The organism is Arsukibacterium sp., assembly GCF_036735525.1.
In the GTDB taxonomy this organism is placed as follows: domain Bacteria; phylum Pseudomonadota; class Gammaproteobacteria; order Enterobacterales; family Alteromonadaceae; genus Alishewanella.
Map to the genome: position 1 here is coordinate 74,679 of NZ_DAINOE010000002.1, position 15,299 is coordinate 89,977.

Below are 15,299 nucleotides of genomic sequence, written 5' to 3' on the forward strand. Positions count from 1 at the left end.
GCAGTAAAAATCATTATCTTGGCAACTTTAAGCATAAAATTACGTAATGAAAGCTGAAAGCTTTCATATCAACTTTCATTTTGAAGCAAATTTTGCTTTAATTAGCCCGAGGTTCAGCCACACTGAACCCGAATGCTGATGGAAGGCGATATGATAGATCTTACCCCTGAAGAAGAAACGAGTTGGTTCCCCTATTATCTGACCAAGTAGTTTTAGTGCCCACTTACCACTAAACTATTAACAAAAGATAAACGCCGAACTGCTACCACAAAAAAACAGCGAGCCTCAGGGCTCGCTGTTTTTTTTCACTGTTATCCTTATGATCGTAATCAACTATCGCAATTCTGCAAGATACGGATATACTTAAATCTACGAGTATTCTCGGCTACCGTGATAACGGGGTGATCCGCTTGCAAGACGATATCAAACAACAGTTAACCAAGGCGCTACAAGCCCGTAAACAGCTTGAAGATACCTATGAGCAACAATTCCACATTCTGGCGTTGTTTGTACAGCGGCTGTCATTACTCAGCAAAGGTATTGACATCGAACTGGACAACCGATTAGCTAAATTACGTACCGAACTGGCCAGAGGCACTGATTTAGCTAAACTGCTGCCCTTTATTGAAGATACCAGTAATAGTTTAAAGCAACTGGAAAGCAAGCAGCAACAGCAGGTGTTGCAAACCCAGCAACAACTTAGCCAGGCCGGCAAACTACTGCAGCAGCAAAAAGGCTTACCCGATCAACTACGTCGCGATTTACGCAGTCTGCTCAACCGGGTCGAGCAGCCCTCGTCTACTGTGCAGGCGTTTATGCCCTTTCTCGCCGATTTAACTTCGCTATATCAAACCGCGCTTCAAGCCAAAAGCAAACTGGATGCCGGCGATAACTCTGACGAAGTCCGCTATGGCCACATTTGCCGGCAGATCTCGGTAGAGCTGACTAATTTACTGAGTGAACTGGCCTTTGCCGAGAAGAACTCCAGCAAAATTGAGCAGATTAAACAAAGCTTGTTACAGCAACTGAGCATTGAAGGCTTACTGGACGCCTGCCTGCAAACCATCAGCTTAATTGTCTCAAGCATTAACGAAGAACGTGAATCTTCTGAGCACTTTTTATTAAAACTGAATGATGCACTGGCGATGGTACAACAGGCAATGGCCTCGTCGTTGCAACAATCCGGGCAGTTGCAAATTAAATTGCAAAAGCTCAACCAACAAATAGAACAACAAATTGATCATCTGGCCGAACATAGCCAAAAAGCCACCTCGTTAGTGCAACTAAAACAACTGGTTACCGACAAACTGGAAACCATTACCAGCTCTTTGCGCGAAAAAGAACAACTGGAGCGTACCGAGCGCAAGCAAATTTTATCGACGTTGCAAAGTATGCAATCAAGGCTTACGGAATTAGAGCAAGAAGCGCAACAATTTAAAAAACGCTTAGCCGAACAAAATTTCCGCAGTCTGCAAGATGCCCTGACCGAAATTCCTAATCGTGCAGCCTTTGATGAACGCTTCGCACTGGAAGTCGCCCGCTGGCAACGCTATAAAAAGCCCTTGTGTATAGTGCTGGCCGATGTCGATCATTTTAAAAATATCAATGATACCTATGGCCACAGTGCTGGCGATAAAACCTTAAAAGTCATTGCTAAAGCGCTGCAAAAAGGCATGCGTAAAACAGACTTTATTGCCCGTTACGGCGGCGAAGAATTTATTATGTTACTTCCGGAAACGGAATTGGTCGAACTGGCCGAGCCACTTAATACCTTGCGCGAACGCATTAAAAGCATCGCCTTTAAATTTAAGGAGGTGCGGGTGCCAATCACCATATCCTTTGGTGCCACTCAATTGCGTGAGGATGACAACAGCCGTCAAGCCTTTGACAGAGCAGATGAAGCACTTTACGAGGCAAAAAAGGCCGGACGTGATAAGGTGATCATTCACCGCTAGCCGCAATGACATTTTTCTCAGCAGGGAGACCTTTATGCAGGTGCATTTAAACCCACTTGGCGCTATGGATTTATTATCACAACTTGAAGTAGACCGCCTACAAAACAATACCGATGATGATGCCTTCACCTTATTCCGAAACTGCTGCCTGGCCGTACTAAATGTTGGCAGCCATACTGACAGCTCGGCCGACATTTATGATCAATACCGTGATTTTTCAGTTACCCTGCTCAGTCGCGAGCGCGGCATTAAAATGGAACTGAACAATCCGCCGCAAAGTGCATTTGTCGATGGCCAGATTATCAAAGGTATTCATGAGCACTTGTTTGCGGTACTCAGAGACATTTTGTTTTACCACACCCGCCATGCGGCAGCCGCTAACCCGCTGGATTTACACAATAGTGCCCATTTAACCCATACCGTGTTTGATATTCTTCGTAATGCGCAGGCCATTGAAGCTACCGCCGAGCCCAATATGATCGTGTGCTGGGGTGGCCACTCCATTAACGAAGTAGAGTACAAATACACCAAAGAAGTGGGTTATCAACTGGGCTTACGCGGTATGAGTATTTGTACCGGTTGCGGCCCTGGCGCCATGAAGGGCCCGATGAAAGGCGCCACTATTGGTCATAACAAGCAGCGTATTCAAAATGGCCGCTATCTGGGTTTAACTGAGCCGAGCATTATTGCTGCTGAGCCACCTAACCCCATCGTTAATGAGCTGGTGATTTTACCGGACATCGAAAAACGGCTGGAAGCCTTTGTAAGGGTAGCGCATGGTATTATTGTGTTTCCGGGCGGTGCTGGTACAGCTGAAGAATTACTATATCTGCTGGGCATTATGTTGCATGAAAACAATGCGGGGCAGCAACTGCCGATTATCCTGACCGGCCCGAAACAAAGCGAAGCTTATTTTCGGGAAATCGCCTGTTTTATTGAGCTAACCCTGGGCGCAGATGCCTTAAAATTAATCGATATTGTGATTGACGATCCTGCAGCAGTGGCACGTAAATTAAAATTAGGCTGCGCTGAAGTGCGGCAATATCGTAAATCGGTTGGTGATGCCTATCACTTTAACTGGACACTGCATATCGATGCCGATTTTCAGCAGCCTTTTATCCCGAATCATCAGAATATGGCCGCACTCGACTTGCATCTGGAGCAGGACAAGGCAACACTGGCAGCGAATTTACGCCGGGCCTTTTCCGGTATAGTGGCGGGCAATGTCAAAGATGAAGGGATCAGAGCTATCCGCCAGCATGGTCCTTTTGAACTCAGTGGCGAGCCGAAATTAATGCAGATGATGGATACCTTGCTACAGGCCTTTGTTGATCAGGGGCGCATGAAGTTACCTGGCAGTGCTTATCTGCCATGCTACCGGATTGTGCGTTAACATGGCCCGATTGTTACTGATAGACGCGCTTAATGTCATTCGACGACTGTATGCGGTGCAGGAGCGCCCGTATTTGCCGCTGCCCGATGAGGTGGCTGACAGCACTAAGCAACAAATTATCAGTAATACTAAGCAAATGTTGTTGCAGCACCTGGCCAGGTTGCAGCTGGAACTGACCCCCAGCCATGCCTTGCTGGTATTTGATGGTCGCGATAGTCAGTGGCGGCAACAACGTTGCCCCAGCTACAAAGCCAATCGAAAGCCGATGCCAGCGATTCTCAGTGCGGCACTGGTGGATTTACAACAAGCAGTAGAAGATAGCGGCATCCGCTGCTGGCAGCAAGATGAGTATGAAGCCGATGACATTATTGCTTCTATTGCCTGTAAAGCCCTGCAACATCAACAAGAAGTCGTAATTGCCTCTACCGATAAAGGTTTTTTACCCTTATTAACCCAGGGGGCGTTGATTTACGACCCTTTTAATCAGCAGCTGATCAGCGAACAGCAGGTCATCGATAAATTCGGCGTGCCAGCCGGGCAACTGGTCCGCTTCTGGAGCTTGGTCGGCGATAGTACCAATAATATTCCCGGGGTCAGTGGTATTGGGCCCAAAACCGCGCTGGAGCTGATGGCGTTGGGTAATACCCTGACCGAGGCACTGGAGCACCCGGACTGCCCGCGTAAACTACGGGATAAAATTCTGGCTGATAAAGAGAACATTCTGAGTTATATGCAGGTTCTCAGCCTGCAAACTCACTTACAACTGGGCTTAAATATGCAGCATATCCGCCTTAACCCTAAGCCTTAATCAGCGGTAGCCAGATGATAAAACTCAAACCCTTCGTTTATTTTGGCATTGGTATTATTAGCTACGCATTTATTACGTTGGCGGTATTGCTGTTTTATAAAGATGATCCGGCCCAGATGAGCTGGCAGGACCGCGAGGCTTTTAATCATAAATTTATTAGCCGTCTGGATATAAAGGCTAACCTGACGCAGGATGATATTATGCAACGTTTAGGTGGCCCGGATATTACCGAAGCGGTGCGTTACCAGCAGCAAGTTCACCAGCTATTGTATTACCGCACCCACCGTAAATTAGCCGATGGCATTACCACTGCAGACGAGTGTACTGCCCTGCTGTTTATCGACCGCCAGTTAGTGGCGGTGGCTGACGATGCACTCAGTCAGTATAAGGAGCTGCCGGTACATGACTCCCGTTGACAGTAGCTGGCCGCTTTTTTATCAACAATTATTGCAACTACAGCAGCCTGAACCGGATGCGGCGCGCCGGGTCGCGCTGGTGCAACGTCTGAGTGAGCAATTAGTACAACTGGCAGAGCAGCACAGTGCCAGTGTAGTGGCGCGACTGGCTTTGCAGCCCTCAGTACTGACCACGCCGGCGCTAAAAGCGGCCATCTTAATACTGCTGTATTGTCAATTTGAACATATCAGTGCCAGGCGCAGCCTGCCTTTACTGCAAGCCACTTTACTGGCCAGCAGTCAAACGTCGCCCCAGCCAGCAGCTACTATCTGGCTGCACAGCGCACGCCAGTTACAGCAAGCCAGCCTGGCACCAGCCTTACAACAGCTGTTAACCTCAGCTCACGCCGCCTCGATGCAAGCGCCGCCCTGGCAGCGTCACTGTGACGGCCCCTTGTTATTTCAGGCCTGTCATACTGCCAGTGCCCTCTATCAACATGGTCAGTGGCTGGGCCCGGAGCGCTTACTCCAGCAAGCCGGCCACTATCCGTTGCTGGAATATTTAGCCGATAAACTGGGTCCGGCGCTGTACCGCCTTGGCCGTTTTGCGCGTGATAACAGTGGCCAGCTGTATTTGTGTTGTGCCGTTAGCCCCAGCCATTATCAGCTGCTGCCCTATGAACCCGCGCAAAAGCAATTTGGCCCCGCTGTGGAGATGGCTGTTGACCTGCCGGCAACCACTTCAGGTGCAAATGCCGGCAACACAGCATTGCAATGGCTGCCGCCTCAGCGTTTACTCAGCAGCCAGTGGCTGCAAAGCTGTCAGCTAAACACCAGCCTGCCCAATAGCAGTGAACGGCCGTTATCGCAGCTGTTTGAACGTTCCATACTGAGCGTGCTGCCTTACCAGTCATTAAAAAAACAGCTGGAGTTATTATCGACACAGCCGTTAATGGTGCAATCTATTCTCGACAAGGCACAGAGGGTCAGCCGCCAGCAACTGCCTATTCAGCAATTGCGCCATGCCATCAGTTTACTGGGGCAGGATGCACTGCCCTCTGTAGTAGCACAAGCTGAGCTATATCAGCAGGCAGCACTGCAACAAAGTGGCCATCATGCCTGGTTTGTGCAGCTGCAACGCTGCCTGCAACAGGCGTTGTTGTTGTTAAGTGACGCCGGCCACACTGCACTGAGCCTCGATGCCCTGAGCGACAATGACGCTGCATTACTGGCTGGCTGTAGCTGTTTGCCGTTTTACCATTTAGCTTCTGCTGATTTACTGCCATTAAGCCGCTGCGATCAACAGGGTTTGTTGCTAGATCGCTTAGTACAACAGCAGTTATGGCGCAGCCCTGAGTATTTAAGCAGCCTTGCTCAGCTATTACAGCACTATCAGCTAGATGACTGGCTACCCGGCCTGCCGATGTTACAAGGTGCCAGCCCGCCCGCGTCATTAAGCCGGCCACAGCAGCAGGCGACTAGCTTGTTGCTGCTCAGTTGGCGCTTATGCCTGGCGGTGTTTTGTGCCGATAGGCATAACCAGCAGCAATGGCAGCAAGCGCTGGCGCAACATCAAGCCCGGCTGGGGTTGCCAGAAGCCAGTGCCAGCAGCTGGCAGTTGCAATTAATAGCCCTTAGTCAGCCTTTTTTACCGTTACCTGTGGACCTGGCTAAAAAGTAGTTTTATTACAACATTCACCACGGTGATACTGTGTATTCAGCGCGCTTTTAGGCTAATTCTCCCCCAAACTGGTAATTAAAGCCCGAAAACGCTATACTTCATGCCGTTTCGGGTGCCATTCCACGCTGCGCATCCTCCCGCTGTTAACCCATTTTTGTATACTAAGGATCCCAATGAGTAAGCAAACTATTACCGTCATTAAAGGTGATGGCATAGGTCCAAGTATTGTTGAAGCCGCTATTCAAGTATTGGATAAAGCCGGCTGTCAGTTTGACTACGAATATGTCGATGCCGGCTTAACCGCACTGGAAAAAACCGGTGAATTATTACCACAGGCTACGCTTGATGCGATTGCCCGTAATAAAATTACCTTAAAAGGGCCGTTAACCACGCCGGTTGGCGAAGGTTTTACCTCTATTAACGTCACTTTACGTAAAAAATTCAACTTGTACGCTAATGTGCGGCCGGTCATTTCGTTTAAAGGCACCAAGGCCCGTTACGATAACATTGATATTATTACCATTCGCGAAAATACCGAAGGTATGTATTCTGGCCACGGCCAGGTGTTATCGCCAGATGGTTTAGTGGCAGAAGCCACCAGTATCGTCACCCGCGACGGCGCTCAGCGCATTGCCGAATTTGCTTTTGACACTGCCCGTCGCGAAAAGCGTAAAAAAGTCACCATAGTGCACAAGGCCAATATCCTGAAGTCTACTTCTGGTTTATTTTTAAGAACCGCACGCGAAGTAGCGCAGCGTTACCCAGACATTGAAATGCAGGAAATGATTGTCGATAACACCTGCATGCAACTGGTAATGAACCCGCAGCAGTTTGATGTGATTGTTACCACTAACCTGTTTGGTGATATTTTATCCGACTTGTGTGCCGGTCTGGTTGGTGGCTTAGGCATGGCACCAGGTGCCAACATTGGTAAAGACTGTGCCATTTTTGAAGCGGTACACGGCAGTGCGCCGGATATCGCCGGTAAAAATCTGGCGAATCCAAGCTCGGTGATTTTAGCCTCTATTCAGATGCTGGAATATTTAGGTGAGCAAGATAAAGCTGAACGTATTCGCGCCGCGCTGGCCGATGTGATTGCCACCGGCGATCGCACCACCCGCGATCTGGGCGGCAGCTTTGGTACTACCGACTTTACCCAGGCGGTTCTTGAGCGCTTATAATTAGGCTGGTAATAGCTGACATTACAGATAAAATAGCCACCTGATGTGGCTATTTTTTTATGAGACTTGCAATGACCCAAGCCAACAACCCTTTACATGGCATTACGCTGCAGCAAATCGTCACGGCCTTAGTCGATCACTATGGCTGGCCAACACTGGCGCAGCACATTGATATTAACTGCTTTAAAATAGACCCTTCGGTAAAAAGCAGCCTTAAATTTTTGCGCAAAACGCCCTGGGCACGCGAAAAAGTGGAAGCATTGTTTATCGCAACTAAGCTGCATCAGTAATAGCTGTATCAAACATAAAAGGCTATTGGCTGACCCTATTATCACCAATATTATTAATCTGATCCTATTATCAAGGTTGTACCTTAGGAGGTTTGGATGCCACGTTTAACCAATAAAGTAGCACTGATCACTGGCGCCGCCCGCGGCATAGGCGCGGCTATCGCACAGGCCTTTATCGCTGAAGGTGCCACTGTTTACCTGAGTGATCTGGATTTTAGCACAGAGCAACAACTCGTTATGCAACCCGGCGCAAAGGCCCGTTTTATCACCTTGGATGTCCGCGACGAACATGCCTGGCAGCAAGTTACTGCAAGCATTGTTGAGCGTGAAGGCACATTAGATGTGTTGGTTAACAATGCCGGTATCACCGGCATTGAAACCAGCAGCGCGGCACAGGATCCGGAACATGCCACACTAGCGGCTTGGCGTGCGGTGCACGCAACCAATTTAGATGGGGTTTTTCTGGGCTGTAAATATGCTATCCGCGCTATGCGGGCTCAGGGTAGCGGTTCTATCATCAACATGTCTTCCCGCTCTGGCATAGTGGGCATTCCCGCCGCCGCTGCTTACGCCTCCAGTAAGGCAGCAGTGCGTAATCATACTAAAAGTGTCGCTCTGTACTGTGCTGAGCAAGGCTTAACCATTCGCTGTAACTCTATTCATCCGGCGGCTATTTTAACGCCGATGTGGGAGCCGCTGCTGGGTGATGGGTCTGAGCGAGAAGCGAATATGGCGCTTTATGTGCAAGATACCCCGTTACGCCGCTTTGGTACGCCAGAAGAAGTCGCGGCCGTTGCCGTGCTGCTTGCCTCTGATGAATGTGGTTATTTAACCGGCGCCGAGATCAATATTGATGGGGGCATTTTGGCAGGCGCGGCTGCCAGTCCGTCTCAATGAGTTTTGGTAGTAACACAGCTATAACTTCATCAAGTGCCGCCTGGGTACATTGGTTAATTTTGATCTGACCCTAATATCTAACCCTAATATCTAAGGGAAACATTGTTATCGATGCTGCCAGGCTCCATTAATCCAGAAGTCTTTGAGGAGCATCCATGTCCTCATGCAACACCCGAATAATAAGCACTTCCGCGTCTAAAACTTGATAGAATACAGCATGGTGCTCTACTTGCAATCGTCGATATCCCGCAAGAACATGTGCGTAGTTGGCACCCAGTAAAGGATGATTAAGCAGCTGTTTCATACCAACTTCAAGAGAATCAACGTATTTATCCGCTTGAGCAGTCCCCCATTCTTCACAGGTATAAAGCCAGATCTGGACAAGATCAGATACCGCCTTGGGCGTGACACTGAGCTTAAGCACTAATTAGCCTTTTTTATCAATTCACGGCCAGCCGCTTTGATAGCCGCTATGTCTAGCGGTTTAGACTCACCACTGGTTTCCCCTTCAACAAGAGCTTGTCTCAGGGTAGCAAGACGCTCTTTAGCTTGTTGGTCTCTGCGTATCAGGTCACGTATATACTCGCTATCATTACCAAAGTGGCCACTTTTAATTTGCGCTTTTACCCAATCTTCTTGTTGCTCAGTCAGTGTGATGGTTTTCCGATGCATACTCATAGCAAGTGACCCTCTCTAGGTTACAATATGAAATTATCATACTACTTTCATAGATTGGATCAATGCCCTATTTTTGTCGACCAGAACTGATTTCCCAAAGGGTTTTATTCCGCGATTAGAGCCGCAACATGATGTTTTTTGAGTGAATAGCCCTTTCTGGGAATGGGCACTAAGGTTTATTTTTATCTGACCCTCAAATCCCAGGTACAGCTAATGTTGTTATTCACAACAAAAGCCGCTGCATGAAACACTGACATTTAAGGCTATTTAATGCCAAAGGAAGTTTGACTCCGCTGCTTAAGCATAGCGGAGTCAGGGTATCGAATGGATTTAGAAAAAAATAGAAAGAAACACACTGTTAGCTATTATTGCTAACCATTATAAATAGTGCCGCCGTCATTTAAGTAATCCCGCAATACTTTGGCGGCGGCATCACGCTGTACTTGCAGCACGACTTCTACGCCGGCATCGCGCAGGTATTGATAGCTCGACTCAAACACCGGGCCTTCGTCAAAGCCGATAGCGCGGGCATCCTCTGCGGTAGCGGCACAGACCAGTCGCTTTACACCACTCCACAAGGTGCCGCCTAAGCACATAGCGCAGGGCTCGCACGAGGTAAACAGTTCGCGTTTTACGCCATCAGCACTGAGGCTAAAGCTTTGTATGCGCTGCTCGGCCAGCATGATGGCCACCATCTCACCATGGGCGCTGGAGTTATGCATTGGCATTACCCGGTTCACCCCAACACTTAATAGCTTACCGCTGTCGGCAGCAAAAATAGCACTGCCAAAAGGGCCACCGGTGCCGCGCAATACGTTTTGCCTTGATAACTCAACGGCTAAGGCCATTTTTTCATCATCACTTACATAAACCCGCTGCCAGTCGACCACAGTGTTAATCCAGTCGGGCAGCGTGATCTGTACGCTATGCATTGGCGAGCCTACTAAGGGCATTATTCGCCTCCTGCCAGTGGTGTGCTGTAGGCCAGCTCCATATCCCAGGGTAGCTGGATCCAGGTGTCTTGCTCGATATCGGTGACGTATTTATCCACCAGCGGCTTGCCCTGCGGCTTGGCATAGACAGTAACAAAACAGGCCGTCGGAAAGTGCTCGCGCAGTGCGCGGGCCGTTTCGCCGGTATCAACCAAATCATCAACAATCAACAACCGCGCCGAGTCAGCCAAACTGGCGTCTTTTAAAATCTTCAGACTGCCTTGTTTATCGTGCTGATAGCTGGCGACACAGATAGTGTCAATCACCCGGATATTCAACTCACGGGCAATAATGGCCGCCGGTACCAAACCGCCGCGACTAACCGCAACAATCGCCTCAAACTGCTGACCCAGTAACTGCCCTGCCAGTTCTTTGGTCGCACGGTGAAAAGCTTCCCATGACACGTAAAACATCTTGTTCGTTGCTAATGACATCCTGAACCCCTTTACTATGCCAATACTGACTCAGAGGCAGCCTAAGGCTACTTCGACCATTTCATTAAAGCTGGTTTGGCGCAGCTCAGCGCTCAGCGCTTCACCGGTGCGGATATGATCGCTCACAGTAAAAATGGCCAATGCATTAATGCCATATTCTGCCGCTACGCCATACAGGCCAGCCGCTTCCATTTCTACGGCCAGTACGCCGTATTTTTCCAGCGTATCAAAAAGGGTATCACTGGGGTTATAAAATAAATCTGAGGTAAACACATTGCCCACTTTCACATCAATGTTCTTCGCGCGGGCCGCGGCCACGGCTTTTTCCAGCAGGTTAAAGCTGGCAATAGCCGCAAAATCCATACCGCCTAAACGGTTGCGGTTAACCATAGAATCGGTGCTGGCACCCATACCAATTACCACGTCGCGCACCTTGACATCCAGCGGCAAACCACCACAAGAGCCAATACGGATAATGTTTTTCACCCCGTAAAACTTCACCAGCTCAGTGGCATAAATAGACATAGACGGAATGCCCATGCCAGAGCCTAACACACTGACTTTTTTGCCCTGATAGGTGCCGGTGTAACCGAACATATTGCGCACGGTATTAACGCACACCGCATCGTCTAAAAAGGTATCAGCAATATGTTTAGCGCGCAGCGGATCGCCTGGCATCAGTACTGTTTCGGCAAAGGCGCCTGCTGGCGCATTAATATGTGGTGTGGCCATAAATTCAGTTCTTCTCTTTAAATTAAGGTTGTATTGCAGCTAAAAACGACTCGCCGTAGGCCATCGCTTCTAAGTCAAAATAATTGGCCAGCGTTTGCCCCATGTCGGCAAAACTCATACGCTCGCCCAAATCAACACCGGTTAAGCCCGGCCGGTACAGTAACACCGGCACATATTCACGGGTATGCTCAGTGCCGGGCCAGGTAGGATCACAACCGTGATCAGCGGTCAGCAATAGCAGCGTATCCTCGTCACAAGCGGCCAGGATGTCTGGCAGGCGTTGGTCAAAATACTGCAGGGCTTCGCCATAGCCTATTACATCGCGACGGTGGCCGTAGTTCTGATCAAAATCAACCAGATTGGTAAAAATCAGGCTTTGTGCCCGCTGCTGCTGCATTTGCGCTATGGTGGTATCAATCAGCGCAGCAAGACCGTTGGCTTTTATACTTTGGCTGATGCCCTGATGAGCAAAAATATCGGCAATTTTACCAATGCTTATCACTTTACCACCCGCAGCAGTCAGTTTATCCAGCACTGTGGGCGCCGGGGGTAGCACCGAGTAATCGCGACGGTTGCCGGTGCGGGCATAATTATCCGGGCTATCGCCCAAAAACGGCCGCGCTATCACCCGCCCTATATTGTATTTATCCAGCAGCTCACGCGCCACCTGACAAAACGACAATAAGCGCTCTAAGCCAAAATGCTGTTCATGCGCCGCCACCTGAAACACGCTGTCGGCTGAGGTATAGCAAATGGGCTGCCCCGTTTTGATATGCTCATCACCCAGCTTCACCAGAATGTCGGTGCCTGAAGCATGACAATTGCCCAAAATACCAGTCACACCAGTACGTTGGCATAATTCCGCAATCAGCTCAGGCGGGAAGCTGTCGGTTTTAGCATGAAAATAACCCCAGTCAAACAGCACCGGCACCCCGGCCATTTCCCAGTGGCCACTGGGCGTGTCTTTACCACTGCTCAGTTCGCGGGCATAGCCATAGGCACCAATACAGTCGCTGGCATCTGCCACCATAACCGCCTGCCCTTTGGCTGCCGCTGTGGCGGCCTTTACCAGGCCCAGCCGCGCCAGGTTAGGTAATACCAGCGGTTTCTTTTGTTCAGCAAACACGCGAGCAATACTGGCGAAGGTATTGGCGCCAATGTCACCAAACTTGTCAGCATCAGGCGTACTGCCCACACCAAAGCTATCCAGCACTAAAATCACTGCTTTTGTCATCTGCTTACTCCAACACCCTATCTGACCAACTGTAAGCCCAACTATAAGTTTAGTATGGCAGATAGTGGTGGGTGCAAAAAATAAAAAAGGGCACGCAGCTTAAACCGTCTGCAGCTATTTGGCAATGATCCGCCTTAAACAGAAAAGGCGCCCACAGGCGCCTTTTCAATAGTGTTGCTGAGAAACAAGCTTACTTAGGTAATTGCGTCACACCCATATTAAACAGGCTAAAGGCAAACACATCAGCGGCTTGGTCAATAATCATCGACACCGGCATACCGGCACCGTGACCGGCATTCACATCAATACGGATCAATTGCGGGTTTTTGCCGCCATCTTTGGCTTGTAACTCAGCGGCAAATTTAAACGAGTGCGCCGGTACTACGCGGTCATCATGATCAGCAGTCGTAACCATCGTCGCCGGATGATTTACCCCTTCACGCACATTATGTACCGGTGAGTACCCCAGCAAATATTCAAACATCTCTTTACTTTGCTCAGCGGTGCCATAGTCATGCGCCCAGCCCGCACCGGCGGTAAAGGTGTGATAGCGCAGCATATCTAATACACCCACTGCCGGAATAGCCACCTGAAACAGCTCAGGGCGCTGCACAGCTACGGCTGCCACCAACAAACCACCATTAGAGCCACCGCGCAGTGCCAGCTTGTTGCTGCTGGTATAGTTTTGCGCAATTAAATATTCAGCGGCAGCAATAAAGTCATCAAACACATTTTGCTTGTTTAACTGAATACCGGCATCGTGCCAGGCACGGCCATATTCGCCCCCACCGCGGATATTGGCTACGGCGTAAATGCCGCCCATGTCCATCCACACCGCATTAGAGACACTGAACGATGGCGTTAAGCTGACATTAAAACCACCATAACCATATAAAATAGTCGGGTTAGTACCGTCTTTTTGCAGATCGCGACGATAGCTGATAATCATCGGAATACGGGTACCATCTGCCGAGCTGTAAAACACCTGCTCAGAGATATAGTTTGCCGGGTCAAAGCGGGTTTGTGGCTGATTGTATAAGGTCGCCTCCCCCGTTAGTGGATTAAACTGGTAAATACTGCTGGGCGTGGTGTAGTTAGCAAAGCTGAAATACAGCTCTGTCGCCTCTTTTTTACCACTAAAGCCACCGGCACTGCCGACCCCGGGCAAGCTGATATCACGCACCCGTTGGCCCTGATAATCATACTGCTGCACTTTGGCAACCGCATCGACAATATAGTTTGCAAACAAGTAGCCTGCGCCCTTGCTGGCGCGCAGCACATGCTCCGTTTCCGGGATCAGATCCTGCCAGTGCTCTGGCTGTGGCTTAGCCGCATTGGCCAGCACGACTTTGCGATTAGGCGCATTGCGGTTAGTCACAAAAAATAACTTATCAGCATCACTGTCCAACAGATAGGTATCAGAGGAGGTGTCAGCTAAAATAATGACAAACTCGCTATCAGCTTTGCTTAAATCTTTAATAAACAACTTATTACCAGAGGTAGATACCGAGGCAGAAACCAGCAGGTAGCGATTATCTTCGGTGACAGTAGCACCCACATAACGGTGCCGTTCTGCCTCAGCAGCACCAAACACCACTTTATCATCAGCTTGCTCAGTGCCCAGCTTATGGTAGTACAGTTTATGCTGATCGGTCATCGCCGATAACTCACTGCCTACCGGCTTGTCATAACTGGAATAAAAGAAACCGTCATTACCCAACCAGTTAATACCACTGAACTTGATGTCGACTAACACATCACCAATTTGCTCACCGGTTTCGGCGTTGATCACAAAAATTTTGCGCCAGTCACTGCCACCTTCCGAAATGGCATAAGCCGCCAGGCTGCCATCGCGTGAAAAACTGATGCTGGCCAACGACGTAGTGCCATCGGCGCTAAAGGTGTTGGGATCTAAAAACACCTCTACCTCTGCACCTGGTTTTTGCCGGTACAGTACAAACTGGTTTTGTAAGCCGTCATTTTTATAAAAATACTGGTAATCGCCTTCAGTGAAGGGCGCACCAATTCGCTCAAAATTCCACGATTGCTGCAGCATGTCACGGATCTGATCGCGATAACTGATTTGCGATAAATAAGAGAAGGTTAGCTCGTTCTGGGTTTTTACCCAGGCTTCGGTTTCCGGGCTGCGATCATCTTCCAGCCAGCGATAAGGATCGGCGACTTCTGTACCAAAATAACTATCTACCACCTCACCACGACGGGTGTCCGGGTAACTGATTTGCATAGTAGGGGTCATTTGCTCACTGCTTTTGCTGACATCTTGTTTAGGCCCACCGCAGGCCGTCAGCAAAGCGGCAGCGATTAGGGTTACGGCATACTTCATGGATTATGGACTCCGGTGTAAGAATTATTATTATTGGCGCGCGCAGAGCCTAACAAAGTTGCTGTAATTTGCCTACTGGCAGTCAATAATTAACCGACAGAGCTTCGTTTTTATCAGACAAAGCTTCGCTATTAACAGAAACAGCCAGGCTGGGCTGCGATTAAAGGCCATAACATGGTAGAGGAGAATATAAAAGCAAAACGCCAGCATCAGCTGGCGTTTTAACATTAATGGTGCCCAGAGGCGGAATCGAACCACCGACACGCGGATTTTCAATCCGCTGCT

General features: G+C 49.2%; 15 protein-coding genes. 8 read left to right on the forward strand and 7 right to left on the reverse strand.

The genetic code is table 11. The annotated features are described in order from the left end of the window. The first annotated feature begins 410 nt into the window (after positions 1–410). The 8 genes from V7D78_RS01010 to V7D78_RS01045 all read left to right on the forward strand — a co-directional run bounded on the left by V7D78_RS01010 (position 411) and on the right by V7D78_RS01045 (position 8,600). Complete coding sequence (locus V7D78_RS01010) at positions 411–1,955, forward strand: diguanylate cyclase (protein WP_442886489.1); 1,545 nt, start codon at positions 411–413, stop codon at positions 1,953–1,955. Between the two features lie 34 nt (positions 1,956–1,989). Beyond that, entirely contained in the window at positions 1,990–3,348 is a 1,359-nt protein-coding gene (gene ppnN, locus V7D78_RS01015; protein WP_333606560.1) for a nucleotide 5'-monophosphate nucleosidase PpnN, read from the forward strand. A 1-nt stretch (position 3,349) separates the two neighbouring features. Continuing rightward, on the forward strand, positions 3,350–4,156 hold the full coding sequence (locus tag V7D78_RS01020) for a 5'-3' exonuclease H3TH domain-containing protein (protein WP_333606561.1): 807 nt from the start codon (positions 3,350–3,352) through the stop codon (positions 4,154–4,156). Positions 4,157–4,170: 14 nt separating this feature from the next. Then, positions 4,171–4,572 carry a DUF3192 domain-containing protein gene (locus V7D78_RS01025; protein ID WP_333606562.1) on the forward strand — a complete coding sequence of 134 codons (402 nt, stop codon included), beginning with the start codon at positions 4,171–4,173 and terminating at the stop codon, positions 4,570–4,572. After that, complete coding sequence (locus V7D78_RS01030) at positions 4,559–6,232, forward strand: hypothetical protein (protein WP_333606563.1); 1,674 nt, start codon at positions 4,559–4,561, stop codon at positions 6,230–6,232. The genes V7D78_RS01025 and V7D78_RS01030 overlap by 14 nt, the downstream gene beginning before the upstream one ends. Positions 6,233–6,405: 173 nt before the next feature. Then, a complete protein-coding gene (locus V7D78_RS01035; protein WP_333606564.1) occupies positions 6,406–7,413 on the forward strand; it encodes an isocitrate dehydrogenase in 1,008 nt (335 codons plus the stop codon). Positions 7,414–7,484: 71 nt separating this feature from the next. Continuing rightward, a complete protein-coding gene (locus V7D78_RS01040) occupies positions 7,485–7,703 on the forward strand; it encodes a VF530 family protein (protein ID WP_333606565.1) in 219 nt (72 codons plus the stop codon). A 96-nt stretch (positions 7,704–7,799) separates the two neighbouring features. Further along, positions 7,800–8,600, forward strand: a complete 801-nt coding sequence (locus V7D78_RS01045) for an SDR family oxidoreductase (RefSeq protein WP_333606566.1) — start codon at positions 7,800–7,802, stop codon at positions 8,598–8,600. Between the two features lie 127 nt (positions 8,601–8,727). On the opposite strand, the gene V7D78_RS01050 is transcribed toward V7D78_RS01045, so the two are convergent. The 7 genes from V7D78_RS01050 to V7D78_RS01080 all read right to left on the reverse strand — a co-directional run bounded on the left by V7D78_RS01050 (position 8,728) and on the right by V7D78_RS01080 (position 15,014). Continuing rightward, positions 8,728–9,024 (reverse strand): type II toxin-antitoxin system RelE/ParE family toxin, encoded by a 297-nt coding sequence (locus V7D78_RS01050; RefSeq protein WP_333606567.1) that lies wholly within the window; start codon positions 9,022–9,024, stop codon positions 8,728–8,730. Further along, complete coding sequence (locus V7D78_RS01055) at positions 9,024–9,278, reverse strand: type II toxin-antitoxin system ParD family antitoxin (RefSeq protein ID WP_333606568.1); 255 nt, start codon at positions 9,276–9,278, stop codon at positions 9,024–9,026. The genes V7D78_RS01050 and V7D78_RS01055 overlap by 1 nt, the downstream gene beginning before the upstream one ends. A 371-nt stretch (positions 9,279–9,649) precedes the next feature. After that, on the reverse strand, positions 9,650–10,231 hold the full coding sequence (locus V7D78_RS01060) for a nucleoside deaminase (protein ID WP_333606569.1): 582 nt from the start codon (positions 10,229–10,231) through the stop codon (positions 9,650–9,652). Further along, positions 10,231–10,704, reverse strand: a complete 474-nt coding sequence (gene gpt, locus V7D78_RS01065; protein ID WP_333606570.1) for a xanthine phosphoribosyltransferase — start codon at positions 10,702–10,704, stop codon at positions 10,231–10,233. Before gpt ends, V7D78_RS01060 begins: the two co-directional genes overlap by 1 nt. A 30-nt stretch (positions 10,705–10,734) precedes the next feature. Then, positions 10,735–11,436, reverse strand: a complete 702-nt coding sequence (gene deoD / locus V7D78_RS01070; protein WP_333606571.1) for a purine-nucleoside phosphorylase — start codon at positions 11,434–11,436, stop codon at positions 10,735–10,737. Positions 11,437–11,458: 22 nt separating this feature from the next. Next, positions 11,459–12,670 carry a phosphopentomutase gene (locus V7D78_RS01075; protein WP_333606572.1) on the reverse strand — a complete coding sequence of 404 codons (1,212 nt, stop codon included), beginning with the start codon at positions 12,668–12,670 and terminating at the stop codon, positions 11,459–11,461. Positions 12,671–12,860: 190 nt separating this feature from the next. After that, positions 12,861–15,014, reverse strand: coding sequence for a prolyl oligopeptidase family serine peptidase (locus tag V7D78_RS01080; RefSeq protein WP_333606573.1), 2,154 nt, complete (start codon positions 15,012–15,014; stop codon positions 12,861–12,863). Positions 15,015–15,299: the final 285 nt, after the last annotated feature.

Bases quoted from the DNA above. Each gene is read 5' to 3' on its own strand.
- V7D78_RS01020 (WP_333606561.1), top strand. From the start codon at position 3,350: ATGGCCCGATTGTTACTGATAGACGCGCTTAATGTCATTCGACGACTG.
- V7D78_RS01055 (WP_333606568.1), bottom strand. From the start codon at position 9,278: ATGAGTATGCATCGGAAAACCATCACACTGACTGAGCAACAAGAAGAT.
- V7D78_RS01075 (WP_333606572.1), bottom strand. From the start codon at position 12,670: ATGACAAAAGCAGTGATTTTAGTGCTGGATAGCTTTGGTGTGGGCAGT.
- V7D78_RS01080 (WP_333606573.1), bottom strand. From the start codon at position 15,014: ATGAAGTATGCCGTAACCCTAATCGCTGCCGCTTTGCTGACGGCCTGC.
- ppnN (WP_333606560.1), top strand. From the start codon at position 1,990: ATGCAGGTGCATTTAAACCCACTTGGCGCTATGGATTTATTATCACAA.
- gpt (WP_333606570.1), bottom strand. From the start codon at position 10,704: ATGTCATTAGCAACGAACAAGATGTTTTACGTGTCATGGGAAGCTTTT.
- V7D78_RS01040 (WP_333606565.1), top strand. From the start codon at position 7,485: ATGACCCAAGCCAACAACCCTTTACATGGCATTACGCTGCAGCAAATC.
- V7D78_RS01025 (WP_333606562.1), top strand. From the start codon at position 4,171: ATGATAAAACTCAAACCCTTCGTTTATTTTGGCATTGGTATTATTAGC.
- V7D78_RS01030 (WP_333606563.1), top strand. From the start codon at position 4,559: ATGACTCCCGTTGACAGTAGCTGGCCGCTTTTTTATCAACAATTATTG.
- V7D78_RS01060 (WP_333606569.1), bottom strand. From the start codon at position 10,231: ATGCCCTTAGTAGGCTCGCCAATGCATAGCGTACAGATCACGCTGCCC.
- V7D78_RS01045 (WP_333606566.1), top strand. From the start codon at position 7,800: ATGCCACGTTTAACCAATAAAGTAGCACTGATCACTGGCGCCGCCCGC.
- deoD (WP_333606571.1), bottom strand. From the start codon at position 11,436: ATGGCCACACCACATATTAATGCGCCAGCAGGCGCCTTTGCCGAAACA.
- V7D78_RS01035 (WP_333606564.1), top strand. From the start codon at position 6,406: ATGAGTAAGCAAACTATTACCGTCATTAAAGGTGATGGCATAGGTCCA.